Below are 15,265 nucleotides of genomic sequence, written 5' to 3'. Positions count from 1 at the left end.
GCAGTGGTGAAAATTTTAATGGCGTTTTATAGCAAAAATCTGACTCAATTTACAGTATATAGGAAGGTTAATAGCGTAAAAATACGTGATACGCTGTGTTAAGACTACAATTTAATCAATACTAATTGTGATCCTTATAGACCCTATTGAATATATAATAGAAGTTAAGGTTCTTCGCTCTGGAACGGTTTATGAAAACATTACATATAACTCATCAACCCATCCAACTCTCTTCTCCTGGGGCTAGGTTTATAGTAGCGGTCATTATAATTAGTCTAATTTGTCTGGTCGTACTATCTCCTAATTTACAGCTAGCAATTCTTACATTAATTGCTGTTTTAGTATTGCTTGGATTCGCTCAATGGCTCGTATTAAAAAGTACGGTGTCTTTTACCCTAACCGCCTCTCATTTCCAGCAGCATTTATTCAAGGGAGGGTGGGTCGTAAAATGGAATAATATTCACAAGATCGGCATTTGCCATTATGACAATCAAGGTTGGCAACAGCCACTACCTTGGATTGGTATCAAACTTAAGAACTACTCTCCTTATCTAGACAGTATATGCCCAAGAATAGCAACTGATATTCTTTTAAATCAACGTGCTTTGCTTTATGTAGGTATGAAGCAAAGCTTAGTCAATGCTCATTTTGAAGATATTGTATTGGATTCACAGCCTTATAGAAATGAGCAAGGAAATGAATATCGAGGATTACAGGCAATGTTAGCTAACCGTATGAATTACCAGAGGAGCTATTTTGATTATGATATCTTTATTTCGGCTCAAGACTTAGACCGAACAGCTGAAGAGTTCATTGGCTTAGCAAGGCGTTACATTGCATCAGCAGAATCTGAAACAGAAAATACGCCAACACCTTCTTAAATAGCATAAGGCGATTTAACCTCAAACCAAAGCTCTCCAACAATTAAAGCTAATATCTAATATGGTAAATCGTCTGCAACGAATGGGTTGGATAAACGCTCATGTCCAAAGGTTGACTCTGGTCCATGACCTGGAACAAACCGAACATCCTTACCTAATGGCCATAGTTTAGTTTTAATCGAGTTGATTAAAGTATCAAAATCACCTTTAGGAAAATCTGTACGCCCTACCGAACCATTAAATAGAACATCTCCAACAAACGCTAATTTAGCGGTTTCACTATGTAATACAACATGCCCCGGAGTGTGCCCCGGCGTATGGTAAACATTCAATGATTCATGACCAAAACGTATTACATCACCGCCATCAAGCCATCGGTTTGGCTCAAAAGCTTGGGTTGGAGGGAAACCAAACATCTGACTTTGCTCTGAAAGCCCCTGAAGCCAGAAACTATCATCTTTATGCGGTCCAACAATATCAACCGTATCCAACAATTTTGAAAGTGATTGAGTACCACCGACATGATCTAAGTGCCCATGAGTTAAAACAAGTTGAGTTACCTTAATGGCACGATCTTTTATCACCAACAATAACTGTTCTACATCTCCTCCGGGATCCACAACAATGCCTTCCATTGTCTCGTCACACCAGACAATAGAACAATTTTGTGAGAAAGAAGTAACAGGAACAACTTGGTACTGGAGGGACATATGGTAGCCTTAATCAATATCGAAACTGGCAAGACTATGACATTTGGTAAGGTTTTTGACAACCTTATGGCTAAAATCTATGGTCTACCAGTAGCGAACAGGCCCCGTGTCTATATGAATAAAATCACTTTGGGGATAATAACCAACACCACCTACTTTAAAATCCATTGCCACATCACGCACTTGTTTCAAATTGACACCATCTAAGCGAAAATCAATTGCTTGGCCTAACATGTGGTAGCTTTTCTTAGCAACACCAATTGATGAAGAACGTAAAGCTTGGTTAGTTTCAGGTGAACGATAACCGGAGATAATTTGGACTTCAGTTTTAACACCTAATTCAGATTGGATCGAAGAAATTAAATCGAATAGATTCTTATCCATCTGATGGACTTCATTTTGACGAAAGTCACGACAGATATTATCAAGCCGTGCTAACTCATGATTAACATAATTGTTACCATCAAAATAACAGGCTTCTAAAGCTTCACCGGTGTGAAGATTGTTAAGTGCCAGAGTTCTAGGTTGATTGACACAAGCTGCCAAAGTAAGAGACGGTGTGCAACTTGTCACAACAACGCTACTACCAACAAATTTAATAAAATCTCTGCGAGATAACTTCACAGGAAGGCCCCATAACATCTTTAAGTGAGTTAATTTTGAGCGGCGACCTTACCTAACAATAAATCGAAGTGCAAACTAACAAAGTAACTATTCAAGAGGATCACAAAATCAGCCAGGGCTTAGTTCCTGACTTGATTAAAAAAATACAGAAATATGAAGAAATCTTATTTTTTGTTAACTTCAGATTTTTCCATGGATTCGTCTATCAAAACGGTAGATATCGTCCCTATACTGAATTTTGCCACCTTCTGACCACGCAGTTTGATAAATAATGTGTACTGGAACCTTTCGCTTAAGAGGGATAGATTGATTTGCAGCTAGTTCGTCCTCTCCAACAAAAGACATGTCTGCTCCCTGGCTTTTAAGGAGGACTGATGCAAACTGCTCAGCGTTCTCGACTCGAACACAACCTGAACTAAACGCCCTACTCACTTCTTCAAACAATTCTTTACTCGGTGTGTCATGCAAAAAAATAGCCCGTCGATTTGGGGTGTTAAACTTGTATAAGCCTAAGGCATTGTTGTCACCTGAAAGTTGCGTCATTTTATATGGAAAAGAGCTTGGGCGAAGATTTTGCCAATCGATTTCTTCTGGATTTATTAATTCTTTAGAGCCCCATCTAGGGACGATGGTAATATTTTCTTTTACTAAATATTCCGGATCTTTTTTAATTCTAGGGATGATGTCACGCACCATTATTCTCCATGGAACATTCCATGTAGGATTTAATATCAGCGATTCAAGTTCAATCGTCATTAGAGGCGTGGGTCTTCCTCTTCGCCCGACCACTACTTTGGATTCAAAGACTTCTTTTCCCGATGACCAATATTTCATTTCAAAACCGGGAACATTAACAATGATAATATTGTCAAAATTGATTGGCCACAAGCGGCTTCGCTCTGCGTTAAGCGCAAGAATGGAGAGCCTTTTTTCAGGCGTTATATTTAGCCAACGGAGAGTCTTTGACCCAATCACACCATCATCTTTAAGCCCATGAAGCCTTTGAAATTCCTTCACAGCGGATTCTAATGTTACATCATACCAATCGATATCACGACGTACTTTAGATAAATCAACATCAACCATTTCCATTCGAACAAGCAGTATCTCTCGATCGTCCAATGGCTCACCAACTCCTCTCAAGCCTTCTTGCGTATAAACTGGCAAATCTAGTTTTGTAAACTTGACTACGTGCAAGTAGCTATCGAGCAATTTTTGGTAATCAGAACTATCTGGGGTGTAAGCTTCTATTAGTTCGCTCAGTTGTTTTTGTGTGATAGATTGAGTCACAATCTGCAAGAGAGAGCTGCTCAACCTGGGAAGAGGTTTATAGAGCATGGATTTGAAAAACCAATCATACCCTAACAGCTTGGCCTGCTCAGCATAACTAATGTAAAGAAGAAGAGTATCAGTTGCGAGCACATCATATTCATGCCAGCGATTACTCTTGCGGTAGTATTCCAAGTATCTTAGTTGCCGAGAAAAAAGAGGACTAAACCCAGCACTTGCTATAACTTCCAACTGAAATTCAAGCCGAGTACTTTGCTGAAGATCAAACCAGATAAAACGATTATTGTGTCCATGATATATATTTTCAACATCTTTCGAAAACTGTAGAACTCGGAGAACATGGCTATCTTTTTCCAACCAGCCAATACGTTCAAAATAGTTAGCTGACAAAGCTTGAAATGGCATCAATATTAGCAGTAGTAATAAGGGGTACAGCCTAGCCATCTTACTCTCCGATTCCTTCATTTAGAATGAAAGTATGGCAGAGAAATATAAGGCCAGTATGAAATGTTGATAAGAAAGTTAATTTCTTTTGGCGATACAATAAGCTAGGTTAAAAAATTAATGACCAGTGGTTATCCCATTGAATTTTAGAATAAATTTTCTCCTTATCACCTGGGGAAGATTGAGTCACAACCCCGCCAGTACCAGAGCTTACTTGGAAATAGCCTTCTTTGGCTATCACGCCTGAAGCATCAGGTAAAACATTCAACTCCTCTAGTTGCCCTGTGTGCTTAGACCAAATGCCGTAACAATTTCCTCTTGGAGATGTCGCAAGAATCCATTGGTCGGTCGCTGCAATGCTTGCAATATAATGGTTAAACCTTGCCCATTGCTCTGGTGCTGCTATAAGAGGCCTCATTTGTCCTCCTGCCGTATGCATAGCTAATAGTGACGGGGATTCATCTGGCTCACCTCTATATTGCTGCCCACAAAGAACCGTTTTGTCTCCATCGTGAGCAAGATGGCGGATGCTCAAATGATGATCTGGCAAAGAAACTTGTTCAACCAGTTCACCATTAGAATCTAGATAACTCAAACTGGGCTTCATTGATGACAGGTTTAGCGGGTTTCGTCCATCGGTATGAACACCTCCCACACCTATAGCAATTTTATCATCAGGCATAACTATCACTTCATGAGGACCAAGGCCAAAGCCCGTGAACTCAGCAACCTTATCATAGCCCGCTAGTACATCATAAACCCCAATAATACCTCGACTAGTATCTCGCTCCCCTTCGGTTGCATATAACCACTTGCCATCATTCGAATACACCCCATGGCCATAATAGTGGCGTTGAGGGCTTGCATTTAAATGTGCAACCACTTCACCAGTCATATAATCAAAAACAACAAAGTATTCACCGGGACGGCGGGCAAAAGCAACCGCATGGTTCAGTGTTTTATGGGTAGCAACGCCATGTCCACGAGAAGGAAGTGGCAGTTGTTTGAGCGGTAAGCCTTGCTGATCTGCCACCACTAGTGAATATTTTCCTCTGCCACGCAAAGCACAGCCAATAAGTGCTGGCTGAGCAGGTGAAGTCCCTTTGCTGACGCACCCAAATGGTAATATAGGTGTCGCAATACCCAATAATGCCGCTTTTAGTAGAGTTCGCCTCGTATTATCAGTCACCATCTGTTGCGTTAAACCCTATCACTACACCCAGTTTAATGGCCACTTCTTCGTGGATCAGATATTGAAGCTGTTCTAGCTTATTGTATTGTGCATAAGCTCTGCGATAGCCTTCTTTAGTCTGGAGTAAATCAAACAAACTGCTATCAACTGGCCATGTTTCCAAAGCTGTTGAAAATTGACGGGTGATACTGTCAGCTAGTTGAACATGCCCTTGCTCACGCAGCATATGGTCTAAGCCATGGCCGTAGGACAGATACAATGCTTGCATCGCAGTTATGTTCGCTTTTAAATTTACCATCGAAGTACCAGAGCGCCATGACTCTGCAAAGTAAGGCCTGGGATTGCCAAAACTTGCAAGAGGGCGGCTCATTTTTTTCAGGCTGTATTCCAATTGGTTGGATAGCAAGGATATATACTCTGACGTCCAAGCCTGTTTATCCAACTCATACCAAGGGTTTACATCCCATTCAGAAGCAATAACCTCAGCGTTGGTAGAAATGTTATTGGCAATCGCTATCGCGACTTCGCAACTCTTAGATGAAGAACCAAGGGTGGAGTGCTTGTCATATAAAAGCCATTCGATTGAACCTAGTCCTTGTACAGTAACACTTTGCTTAGCAATATTTTCTTGAGTCCAGCTTTCTTCGCTGTTAAGCAATGTCATCATTTTACGACCAGTTGTATTTTTTTTATCAGGCCAAAACTGGATACTCCAACTTTTCTCGAGTGCGCGCTCAGGTCCCCTTTCTTGCCCTTGCAACGCCATCCACGACAGCATAGTTTTATGCCACTGGTCTTGAACCTCATTTATTTCAGCACCTCGGCAAAAAGCCAATATTTCACTCTGTAACTGATTAGCTTGGTTCATAAAATTTTGTGCGGCAGCATACTCAACCTGGTAAACCTCTTTACTTGGATGTTCAACCTGAGATGCCCCTGACATCATTTCACATCCAGACAGACCCGTTAGCGAAATGGCGATAGCTAATAATGATAAAGGCTTCATTCCTCTTCCTTACAATGAATTTAAAAATGCTATCAAAGCATCACGTTGCTTTTGGTTAAATGTAAGTACGACCTGTTTTGACGATTCAGCTTCGCCACCATGCCAAAGCACTGCTTCCATCAAGCTGCGAGCTCTTCCATCATGAAGAAAATATGTATGCCCATTAACTTCACGCGTATAACCAATCCCCCATAGAGGTGCCGTTCGCCATTCTCTTCCATTAGCTCGATACTCAGGTCGATTATCGGCTAAGCCCTCTCCCATATCGTGAAGTAGTAAATCTGTATATGGGTGGATGGTCTGATTAGACAAAGCAGGCAAACCTTCACGCATTGTGGTGGTGACTTGGCTTTTATGACAACTATCACAACCCGCTTTAACAAATAGATTTTGTCCAAGTTTGACATTAGATTGCTTCATATTCCTTCGAACTGGCACCGCAAGATGTTGCGTGTAAAACTCAACAAAATCAAGTATGTTATCACTTACTTCCGGAGTGCCTCCACTGGGAAGCTCCGTACAAATAGTTTGCTTTGAAGTACAGTTTTCATTTGGAAATAAGCGACTAGTTAAACCGACATCACCATTAAACGCTGCTGCATTTTGCTGCATCAAAGTAGGCTGACCTGACTTCCAGCCAAACCTTCCTATTGAAAAGTCATTTTTCTCTATATCCCAAACTTTGTTAGCTTTACCTGAAATACCATCATTATTTGCATCATGTTCATCTGCCCATGATATGAGAGTTTGTTCGGAAATACTCTCTAATAAACCCAACCCAATCATTGGTGGTGCAACACGAGCAGAAAACTGCGTATCTGGATGCATCTCACCATAGCCAAGCTGTGTAATTTCTAAATTCGGTTTACGTAGAATGAGTTCTGTACTATCAGAAAAACTCACAGGAACATCGCTATAAGTAATTTTAATCTGACCTTCAGGCACTTGGTTTTGCAATGCAAAATCTTGAAGCTGTCCCCCATAAGTGGGCTCAGGGATAATGCCATTCTTAATTAACGCTGTTTTCTGTTTTGCTGATATTGCAGGGACACTTAGTCTAACCAGCATTGAAACTGCATGGATGTCTTCTTTCTCAGGAGGATGACCTCTGCCATCTTTTATATGGCAATTCTGACAACCATTTGTATTGAATAAAGGGCCTAAGCCATCTCTTGCATCTGTTGTCGCTGGCGCTTGAATCCAAGGGTTGCGGAAAAAACTATTACCTACACTGAAATCGAGTCGTTTCTTAAGGGGGAGATTGGATGCAGGAAGAGAAAATGCGTTAGAGCCATTTTTTGAAACACTTGTTGCACCACCAGATTCTAATTCGTAAGCTGACACGCTCGCACTGATGATAGCCAAAGTGGTTAACAAGAACTGTTTATACAACTTCATACCAAAGCTTCTTAGGTAAATAACACCACATACTTGAGAAAGGTTCTCATTAATATGGCGATTTATAAAACAACAAAAGGGCCCTTAAAGAGCCCTTGGATTAGAATTTTTCTTTTTAGAATTCGTGGTCTGCGGTATCAGGGTTCAAACTGCTGATTCCGACAATTTTTGCAGCACGCTCAATTGATGCTGTTTGATCAACAAGAGACATAATCGTCTTATTGACTAATGCATTGCCTTTGACGTTATTAGCTGCGATCAATTGATCAAAATACTGAGCATTCTTTTCTGCAGACGTTACCAGCTCACCGACTTGTTTTCGGGTCGTATCAAACTGTTGTTGTATTTCCTTCGCGGCCTTAACGCTTTTCTGAGCAATAAGCTGTGCAATACTTGCTCCTGATAACTGAGAACCATCTATGCGCTTGTATGAACCAGTGTAAACATTGTAGATACCTTGCTCATTGTAGAAGTGTGAGTTATGAGTATTATCTGAAAAACAATCATGCTCATCTTCAGTCGAGTTAGCCTCTAATGCCACTTTCATCCGTTCACCAGCAAGTTCCCCCAAAGATAGTGAACCCATACCAAATAGCATTTTACGTAAGCCATTGTCAGCGGATTCTTTCAAAAGCTGTTCACGATAGTTCCCTTTGACTTCAGCGGACCACTGCTTTTCCATCCACTGTAAGTCTTGTACCAGAAGGTCAGCCGTTGCTTTCAAATACTCACCACGGCGATCACAGTTGCTGTTAGTACAACCTTTACCAACAACAAAATCTGTATATGCACGTTCACCAGCCCCGGCGTTGTTGCCATTGAGATCTTGCCCCCAAAGAAGGAATTCAATCGCATGATAACCACTGGCAACATTTGCTTCGGAGCCACCGATCTCATTAAGATCGGCAATCATTTCTGGTGTTAGCTTATTGATATCTAACTGAGTTGCTCCAATTTTAAGTTTTTTATTGGCAACGATATTTGCACTCGCACCTTCATTACCTAGTTCATATTGATAATCAGTTGAGACATAGTCGATAAGACCTTCGTCGAGAGGCCAAGCATTTAGCTGCCCTTCCCAATCATCAACAATCGCATTACCAAAGCGGTACACTTCTGATTGCTGATAGGGAACACGGGAGTCAACCCATGCTTGTTTGACTTGATCTAGTTTTTTTTGTGAAGGCGCTGCTAAAAAGGATTCGATAGACTTATCAAGCGCCTGAGCTGTTGTCAGTGCATCAGAAAAAACGGCATGGGCAACATTCGCATATTGCTCAACTACCTGCTCTTTTGTTACATCTGCTGCAAAGACTGAGCTACTAGCAACAACAAGCGAAGTGACCACGGAACGAGCTAAAAGTGATTTTACATTCATTGAAAAGCGTCCTTGTTGAACTTAAAATTATTTTCAAACTGCAAGTGCTAATTATTCTCATTTGCACTCATTGACGCAAATAATACAAACTTAGTTTTTTTTTGCAAGTCATATACAAAAAAGCCCCATTAAAATGAGGCTTTTATCAGGAAAAACTTAGGGTAATTACAATTTTAAATCATGGTTCCCATGAGCAATTTTTGCCTTCAGATAGTGCTTGTTACCATCTTTAACATGTGCTGACGTATTAATTGACTGAGTCACATCTATTCCATGTTCTTTTAGCTCGCGAATTTTTTTGGGGTTATTAGTTATCAATTGAATACTAGAAATACCTAGTGCTTTAAGCATTTGCGCCGCTTCTGAAAAATCACGTAAGTCATCACCAAAGCCTAAATGATTATTTGCCTCATACGTATTCATACCTTTACTTTGCAACTTGTAGGCATCTATCTTATTGTACAGGCCAATTCCTCGTCCTTCCTGACGTAGGTAAAGAATTATACCGCCTTGTTTCCCAAGTTTATTAATCGTTTCATCTAGTTGCTCACCACAATCACACCTAGAAGAATGGAATACATCGCCAGTCAAACACTCAGAATGTATACGAACAATAGGAGTGGTTTGGGTTTTGTCGGCTTGTTTAAATATGATTGCTACGTGTTCTTTATCGGTCTTAAGCCCTTCAAAGGATAAGAGTTCGGCCTCTATATCACTATTACTGCCAACTTTAAAATCTACTCTGGCTCTAACTTCCGCCATAACCCTACTCACTTGATTCATTATTATTTTCTATTTCTATGATGATAGAAACCTTACAGGTGACTAACTATGGGGATTCATCTGGTATAAATCAATGGTCAGCACTCTTTTGTTATAATATAACAATTTTAATTTTAGGCAACAAAAACCCCCAGTGGATTTTATCACTGGGGTTGAAATTTTAATTACAAAACTGTCTACGACTTATAGTGGTTATTGGCTTTCTTCCATACGGACAACTCTACCCACATATCTTCAAGTAGTTGTAGTTCTTCTTCGGTTAACAAAGAAAGTGTTGGTTTAGTCTGAGGTAAAGAATAAGCCTGTAAAGCACTAATCTGGGCATAAAACTCTTTGCGTAACTGAGATATGTTTGTATCCACTATGGTTCTCTAGCTCTCTTAGCAACAAATTTATATAAATTAATCACTGACACAATGTGTATGAAAAATGATAACAAACATGTTAAACGCATCAAATGAACAAGCTTTATTTTGCTATAAACATCACATTAGAGGGTGATTTTATACCTTTACAATTCAATAGATTACTTAATCAAAAGAAAATTCTCATAGCCAAACTTTTGCTAGGAAATTCTTAGCATTCACTATCACTTCGATATTGAAAAATTTAAAAATGACAATAACAGAACCTTATTAAAACTGAATACGGAAAATCAAAATTTCACAACAAAGTGAATCTTATTGCATATAATGATAGCAGAAACAGTTCACCACTAAGATAAAATGGAGTGCAAAATGTTCCTAGTAAAATTGGTCTACACAAGTTCAATTTCTGAAGGTGTAACAGAGTCAGACATCCAACATATTCTTGATACAGCCCGCAAAAATAACGTAGCTACTGATGTCACTGGAGTATTACTTTTTAACAGAAATTACTTTCTTCAATGCTTAGAAGGTTCGAGAACACAAGTAAGTAAGGTGTATCACCAGATTATCAATGACAATAGGCATGATAATATTGTGCTACTGGATTATTCAGAAATTTCCGAACGTGAATTTGCTGACTGGAGCATGGGTTATATACCTGAGATGGCAACAACAAGACCGCTCACTCTAAAATACTCAGGCAGTTCAAGTTTCGAGCCATACAAAATGTCAGGTTCCAGCGCACATAAACTACTATCAAGCTTAACTAAAGTCGTCACAGTAGTTTAAGTATTTACGCTTATATCAGCCTTAAATGCTTCCAGTAGAAAGTTGATGAACACTTTTTTACGTTTAGGCATCAACTGGCGATCAGTGTAGACAAGACTCACAGACACCTCTGGCATTGTGTATTCTGGAAGCAACTGAACAAGTTTGCCGCTAGAGAAATGTTCCCGGCAGATGAATTCTGGTAGTACTGCGATACCAAGTCCATCAAGGCAGGCTTTAAGGCAAGCGGTAATCGTATTGACACGTAAGCGATATGGTAAATCAATTTGTATAGACTCTTTGCCTTCTGGAGGGATAAGGTGCCACTTGGGTAGTTTTACTGCACGATTGAATACATCAACCATTTGATGTGGCGAACAGAGAGCTTGGTGTGACTTTATATACCCATATTCTTCTAAATAGTCAGGGCTTGCAGCCAATACGCGTTGAGATTTAGTTAAAGATCGTGAAATTAAAGAAGAATCTTGCAGTTCACCAACTTGAGCATAGAGGTCTATGCTCTCAGATATCATATCTACTTCCCTATTAGACAGTTCTAGATTAATGGTTACATTAGGGTAGTGTTTCAGAAAAGAATTGATATAAGTACCCAGAACCTGATGACCGAGCTCTACAGGTAAAACAACTTTCAAGGGACCACGAATTAAGTTTTGATGAGCCGAAACCTCCAGCTCAGCTTGGTTCAATATTTCTAGCATCTGCAAACTTGATCGATAAAAGCGCTCACCTTCTGGGGTTAAAATTAAGCTTCTAGTAGAGCGCGTAACTAATCGGACCCCCAAATGCTTTTCTAATTCAGCCAATTTTCTGCTCACGGTCGACTTTGTCATATCTAATGCATCAGCCGCATGCGTAAAGCTTCCACAATCAACCACTTGAGCAAAAACAGTTATGGCATTTAAGTCCATTTACCCTACCTCTCATATTAATTGGTTAAATTTATGCAACAGTGTTTCCTTTTTTTCCTATGTTATCAATCAATCTTTTTCATTTACAATTCAAAACCGAACAAACAACTAAAAAGGTATAGCATGGCAAGCCCAAATAGCACCAAAGTTCAAATAAAAAGTAACAGGGTAATGCTTATTACAACTGCTATTATGCTCATTATTGGATTACTCTGCGCTAGTTATTGGTTTGGGTATGCTCGGTATTTTGAATCAACCAATAATGCTTACCTTCAAGGAGACATAACGACAATTCGGCCGAAAGTATCCGGGTATATTGCAAAGTCTTTCGTGAGTGATAATCAAAAAGTCAAAAAGGGTGATTTATTAGTTGAACTTGATGCACGTGATTATGTTACTGAGCTTGAACAGGCAAAAGCGCATCTAGCAGTCTCCAAATCAAGTATTGATAACCTTGTGGCTCAAAAAACATTACAAAAAAGTCATATCCTTCAAGCTGATAGCCGTGTAGATTCTGCCAAGGCTGAGTATCAGCGTTCAACACAACAAGTTAGACGCTCACGTAGCTTACTAACCAAAAATTATGCCTCGCAAGATGAAGTCGATGACATGCTAGCTCAGCAAAAGGTCGCACTTGCTGAACTTAATGAAGCTAATGCAAGCTTAGTTTCAGCCCATGATCAACTCTTAGTCATTGACAGTGATATACACCAAGCTGAAGCATCAGTTGTTGAATCTGAAGTGGACGTTGACCAAGCCAAGCTAAATCTTAGCTATACAAAAGTCTATGCCCCGGTCGATGGCATAGTAGGAAAAAGAAGTGTACGCCAAGGGCTTCTTGTTCAAGCAGGCTCTCCTTTGCTAAGTCTCGTACCTACAGGAAATATATGGGTAGAAGCTAATTTTAAAGAAACCCAATTAGTCGGTATACATCAAGGACAAAAGGTTACCATAGAATTCGATGCATTCCCTGACCAACGTCTTATTGGCATTGTAGATAGCTTCTCTCCCGCAACTGGGGCAAAGTTTGCTCTGCTTCCACCTGAAAATGCCACAGGAAACTTTACGAAAATTGTTCAACGAGTACCGGTAAAAATCGCCATCCCAGATCAACAAACACTAAAAGGACGTCTGCTACCCGGTTTGTCTGTTGTGACTACAATAGACACTAGAGGCTAATGTATGTCTGAAGCTATATCAGAAGCTCATCCAAGCACCGAGAATGAAATTCCACTAAGAAATTGGATTGCTTTAATTGGCGGCTTGATCGGCGCTTTTATGGCTATTCTCGATATTCAAATTACTAATTCATCGCTAAAAGACATTCAAGGGGCTCTTTCTGCAACATTAGATGAAAGTTCTTGGATATCAACTTCCTATCTAGTTGCTGAAATGATTGCTATCCCCCTTAGTGGATGGTTATCTCAGGTTTTGGGTAAACGTAGATATCTCACTTGGACGACAAGTATCTTTACTTTGTCATCACTGTTGTGTTCACTTTCTTGGAACATGACGTCTATGATCACTTTTCGCGCTATACAAGGCTTTAGTGGTGGAGCTCTTATCCCATTAGCTTTCTCGCTGGTAGTTCAATTGCTCCCTCTTAATAAACGTGCCGTTGGCATGGCTTTATTCGGGGTTACTGCGACATTTGCGCCGGCCATTGGGCCAACATTTGGTGGCTGGTTAACAGAAAATCTTTCTTGGCATTACATTTTCTACATTAACGTTCCACCAGCACTCATTCTTATATTAATGATACGTTATGGCTTGGATGATGAAACATGTAGCTTTTCAGCTTTTAAGAAAGCAGATTGGTTTGGTATTGCATCAATGGGAATTGGCTTAGGCTGCCTCGAAATTGTGCTCGAAGAAGGTAATCGAGAAGAATGGTTCAGTTCTCAGTTTATTATTGTCTTGAGTGCTATCTCTGCTGTCAGTCTCATCTATTTTGTGATCAACGAACTTCAACATGAAAAGCCGCTTGTTAACCTGAGACTACTGCGAGAGCGTCAGTTTGCAATGTCATGCATTGCCTATCTAATTTTAGGGATGGCGCTACTTGGATCAATTTATGTTTTGCCACTCTATTTGACTCAAATTCAGCAATATAACGCTATGGAAATCGGCCAAGTTCTTATGTGGATGGGGTTCCCACAACTGCTATTTTTCCCATTAGTGCCAAAACTCACACAAATTATTAAGCCCAAATTTTTGGTTGCATTTGGCTTTATTATGTTTGGCTTAAGTTGCTACGTTAACACCCATATGACTATCGACTTTGGTGGCCAGAAACTTATCCTATCCATGCTTCTGAGAGCTATAGGAAGCCCATTTATTATGGTCCCTCTCTCATTGGTCGCGATGAAGAACATCGGTCATCATAATACCGCTAATGCATCAACATTAACCAATGTCATGCGTAACCTTGGAGGTGCTTTTAGCATTGCTATCATCGCCACTCTGTTAGATAACAAAACTCGAGAACACTTATCCCATATAAAAGAATCCCTACCCTATGTAAGTTCTACAGCATGGGATACACTTCGCGAGCAGCAAGCATATTTCATTCAATCTGGAAGTGACACCGTAACATCTCTTCAGCAAGCAGAAGCTGTTCTACTCAACACCATGCAGCGTGATGCCGCTATTATGGCGTATAATGATGTGTTTTTAATGATGAGCGTTTTTTTAGCTCTAGCGGCCGTGCTAATTTTTTGCATAAAAGATTAACTTGGAAAATTTGAACCAAGCCATAATCTTATATTGTACTTCTATAACTCTAGTAAGGAGAAATGATGGCTAGCTATGTTAAATCCATTACTTAGATAAAACTATGATTAGTAAAAAAGATTAATTATTGGTTAGGTTGGCAAACATTATATGTTGAGGCCCTGCTTCACCGCCTAAGTAGAGCTGCTGTGGATCAAGAAAACCACCTTTTTGATAACATGATTTGGCTGCTGGGTTTTTGCAGTTTACAGTCAAATAAACACTTTTATATTCAGGATAATTGGCTTCAAGATACGGCAATAACTTTTTAACTACTTGAGTACCTATACCTTGCCCTTGAGAGTCGATATCAATAGCAAACGCCTTTAAGCCTAAGCTATTCTTGGGACAAAATGGAAAGCTTTCAGAATAAGCAGTATCAATTTTAAAAAAGCCTATAATTTTATCATCATTCTTTATGACATGAAGATATGTGGTGTCGTTACCTCCAACAAGAAAGCCTTCAGCCGTTCCTGCATACTGAATTTGTTCATCAGTTAGAGTGATCTTTTTAATTTCATTATTCTGACAAATATAATGCTTATCGACCGATATATTGCTCTTTAATATGTTTCTTGCCATTTTTAAGGGCATTCCTTTTTACTGCGCATTTAAATCATAATTCATTATGCAACACAAACCATTTTAGACTCAATATATAATAAATATTTCATCCAGTAGAAATAATACATATTTGATATTAAGATCGAATAAAGTGCAGA

The 15,265-nt window shown here is 39.6% G+C and carries 15 protein-coding genes; 4 read left to right on the top strand and 11 right to left on the bottom strand.

The genetic code is table 11. The annotated features are described in order from the left end of the window. The first annotated feature begins 191 nt into the window (after positions 1 to 191). A complete protein-coding gene (locus OCV27_RS06835) occupies positions 192 to 881 on the top strand; it encodes a DUF2982 domain-containing protein (RefSeq protein WP_125320627.1) in 690 nt (229 codons plus the stop codon). A gap of 56 nt (positions 882 to 937) precedes the next feature. Here OCV27_RS06835 and OCV27_RS06830 read toward each other — a convergent pair whose 3' ends face one another. The 9 genes from OCV27_RS06830 to OCV27_RS06790 all read right to left on the bottom strand — a co-directional run bounded on the left by OCV27_RS06830 (position 938) and on the right by OCV27_RS06790 (position 10,068). Further along, positions 938 to 1,591: an MBL fold metallo-hydrolase gene (locus OCV27_RS06830; protein ID WP_125320626.1), complete on the bottom strand. Its 654-nt coding sequence runs from the start codon at positions 1,589 to 1,591 to the stop codon at positions 938 to 940. A gap of 84 nt (positions 1,592 to 1,675) precedes the next feature. Beyond that, on the bottom strand, positions 1,676 to 2,233 hold the full coding sequence (gene mepK / locus OCV27_RS06825; protein ID WP_171361897.1) for a peptidoglycan L,D-endopeptidase MepK: 558 nt from the start codon (positions 2,231 to 2,233) through the stop codon (positions 1,676 to 1,678). A gap of 162 nt (positions 2,234 to 2,395) precedes the next feature. Beyond that, positions 2,396 to 3,949, bottom strand: a complete 1,554-nt coding sequence (locus OCV27_RS06820) for a L,D-transpeptidase family protein (RefSeq protein ID WP_125320624.1) — start codon at positions 3,947 to 3,949, stop codon at positions 2,396 to 2,398. A 109-nt stretch (positions 3,950 to 4,058) separates the two neighbouring features. Further along, positions 4,059 to 5,141 (bottom strand): DUF1513 domain-containing protein, encoded by a 1,083-nt coding sequence (locus OCV27_RS06815; RefSeq protein ID WP_125320623.1) that lies wholly within the window; start codon positions 5,139 to 5,141, stop codon positions 4,059 to 4,061. Beyond that, complete coding sequence (locus tag OCV27_RS06810; protein ID WP_125320622.1) at positions 5,131 to 6,147, bottom strand: imelysin family protein; 1,017 nt, start codon at positions 6,145 to 6,147, stop codon at positions 5,131 to 5,133. The genes OCV27_RS06815 and OCV27_RS06810 overlap by 11 nt, the downstream gene beginning before the upstream one ends. A gap of 9 nt (positions 6,148 to 6,156) precedes the next feature. Further along, the gene (locus OCV27_RS06805) at positions 6,157 to 7,545 is read right to left on the bottom strand and encodes a di-heme oxidoreductase family protein (RefSeq protein ID WP_125320621.1); all 1,389 of its coding nucleotides are present in this window, start codon (positions 7,543 to 7,545) and stop codon (positions 6,157 to 6,159) included. Between the two features lie 115 nt (positions 7,546 to 7,660). Continuing rightward, a complete protein-coding gene (locus OCV27_RS06800) occupies positions 7,661 to 8,923 on the bottom strand; it encodes an imelysin family protein (protein WP_125320620.1) in 1,263 nt (420 codons plus the stop codon). 165 nt (positions 8,924 to 9,088) lie between these two features. After that, positions 9,089 to 9,685 carry a GTP cyclohydrolase II gene (locus OCV27_RS06795; protein ID WP_125320619.1) on the bottom strand — a complete coding sequence of 199 codons (597 nt, stop codon included), beginning with the start codon at positions 9,683 to 9,685 and terminating at the stop codon, positions 9,089 to 9,091. A gap of 197 nt (positions 9,686 to 9,882) precedes the next feature. After that, positions 9,883 to 10,068, bottom strand: coding sequence for a hypothetical protein (locus tag OCV27_RS06790; protein WP_125320618.1), 186 nt, complete (start codon positions 10,066 to 10,068; stop codon positions 9,883 to 9,885). Between the two features lie 375 nt (positions 10,069 to 10,443). On the opposite strand from OCV27_RS06790, the gene OCV27_RS06785 reads away from it, so the two are divergent. Beyond that, positions 10,444 to 10,863, top strand: a complete 420-nt coding sequence (locus OCV27_RS06785) for a BLUF domain-containing protein (RefSeq protein ID WP_125320617.1) — start codon at positions 10,444 to 10,446, stop codon at positions 10,861 to 10,863. Here OCV27_RS06785 and OCV27_RS06780 read toward each other — a convergent pair. After that, entirely contained in the window at positions 10,860 to 11,771 is a 912-nt protein-coding gene (locus tag OCV27_RS06780) for a LysR family transcriptional regulator (protein ID WP_125320616.1), read from the bottom strand. The genes OCV27_RS06785 and OCV27_RS06780 overlap by 4 nt on opposite strands. A 123-nt stretch (positions 11,772 to 11,894) precedes the next feature. Between OCV27_RS06780 and OCV27_RS06775 the strand changes: the two genes are divergently transcribed. Continuing rightward, positions 11,895 to 12,950, top strand: a complete 1,056-nt coding sequence (locus tag OCV27_RS06775; RefSeq protein WP_125320615.1) for an HlyD family secretion protein — start codon at positions 11,895 to 11,897, stop codon at positions 12,948 to 12,950. 3 nt (positions 12,951 to 12,953) lie between these two features. Next, the gene (locus OCV27_RS06770; RefSeq protein ID WP_125320614.1) at positions 12,954 to 14,504 is read left to right on the top strand and encodes a DHA2 family efflux MFS transporter permease subunit; all 1,551 of its coding nucleotides are present in this window, start codon (positions 12,954 to 12,956) and stop codon (positions 14,502 to 14,504) included. Positions 14,505 to 14,624: 120 nt separating this feature from the next. Here OCV27_RS06770 and OCV27_RS06765 read toward each other — a convergent pair whose 3' ends face one another. Beyond that, complete coding sequence (locus OCV27_RS06765) at positions 14,625 to 15,125, bottom strand: GNAT family N-acetyltransferase (RefSeq protein ID WP_125320613.1); 501 nt, start codon at positions 15,123 to 15,125, stop codon at positions 14,625 to 14,627. Positions 15,126 to 15,265 lie beyond the last annotated feature (140 nt).

The sequence above is a fragment of the Vibrio pectenicida genome (genome assembly GCA_024347015.1).
GTDB classification, from domain to species: domain Bacteria; phylum Pseudomonadota; class Gammaproteobacteria; order Enterobacterales; family Vibrionaceae; genus Vibrio; species Vibrio pectenicida.
Note: the sequence above shows the minus strand (reverse complement) of the source record. Positions and strands in the feature narration are given on the sequence as shown.

Excerpts from the sequence above, each read along its gene's own strand:
- OCV27_RS06835 (WP_125320627.1), top strand. The coding sequence starts at position 192 with ATGAAAACATTACATATAACTCATCAACCCATCCAACTCTCTTCTCCT.
- OCV27_RS06830 (WP_125320626.1), bottom strand. The coding sequence starts at position 1,591 with ATGTCCCTCCAGTACCAAGTTGTTCCTGTTACTTCTTTCTCACAAAAT.
- mepK (WP_171361897.1), bottom strand. The coding sequence starts at position 2,233 with ATGTTATGGGGCCTTCCTGTGAAGTTATCTCGCAGAGATTTTATTAAA.
- OCV27_RS06820 (WP_125320624.1), bottom strand. The coding sequence starts at position 3,949 with ATGGCTAGGCTGTACCCCTTATTACTACTGCTAATATTGATGCCATTT.
- OCV27_RS06815 (WP_125320623.1), bottom strand. The coding sequence starts at position 5,141 with ATGGTGACTGATAATACGAGGCGAACTCTACTAAAAGCGGCATTATTG.
- OCV27_RS06810 (WP_125320622.1), bottom strand. The coding sequence starts at position 6,147 with ATGAAGCCTTTATCATTATTAGCTATCGCCATTTCGCTAACGGGTCTG.
- OCV27_RS06805 (WP_125320621.1), bottom strand. The coding sequence starts at position 7,545 with ATGAAGTTGTATAAACAGTTCTTGTTAACCACTTTGGCTATCATCAGT.
- OCV27_RS06800 (WP_125320620.1), bottom strand. The coding sequence starts at position 8,923 with ATGAATGTAAAATCACTTTTAGCTCGTTCCGTGGTCACTTCGCTTGTT.
- OCV27_RS06795 (WP_125320619.1), bottom strand. The coding sequence starts at position 9,685 with ATGGCGGAAGTTAGAGCCAGAGTAGATTTTAAAGTTGGCAGTAATAGT.
- OCV27_RS06785 (WP_125320617.1), top strand. The coding sequence starts at position 10,444 with ATGTTCCTAGTAAAATTGGTCTACACAAGTTCAATTTCTGAAGGTGTA.
- OCV27_RS06780 (WP_125320616.1), bottom strand. The coding sequence starts at position 11,771 with ATGGACTTAAATGCCATAACTGTTTTTGCTCAAGTGGTTGATTGTGGA.
- OCV27_RS06775 (WP_125320615.1), top strand. The coding sequence starts at position 11,895 with ATGGCAAGCCCAAATAGCACCAAAGTTCAAATAAAAAGTAACAGGGTA.
- OCV27_RS06770 (WP_125320614.1), top strand. The coding sequence starts at position 12,954 with ATGTCTGAAGCTATATCAGAAGCTCATCCAAGCACCGAGAATGAAATT.
- OCV27_RS06765 (WP_125320613.1), bottom strand. The coding sequence starts at position 15,125 with ATGGCAAGAAACATATTAAAGAGCAATATATCGGTCGATAAGCATTAT.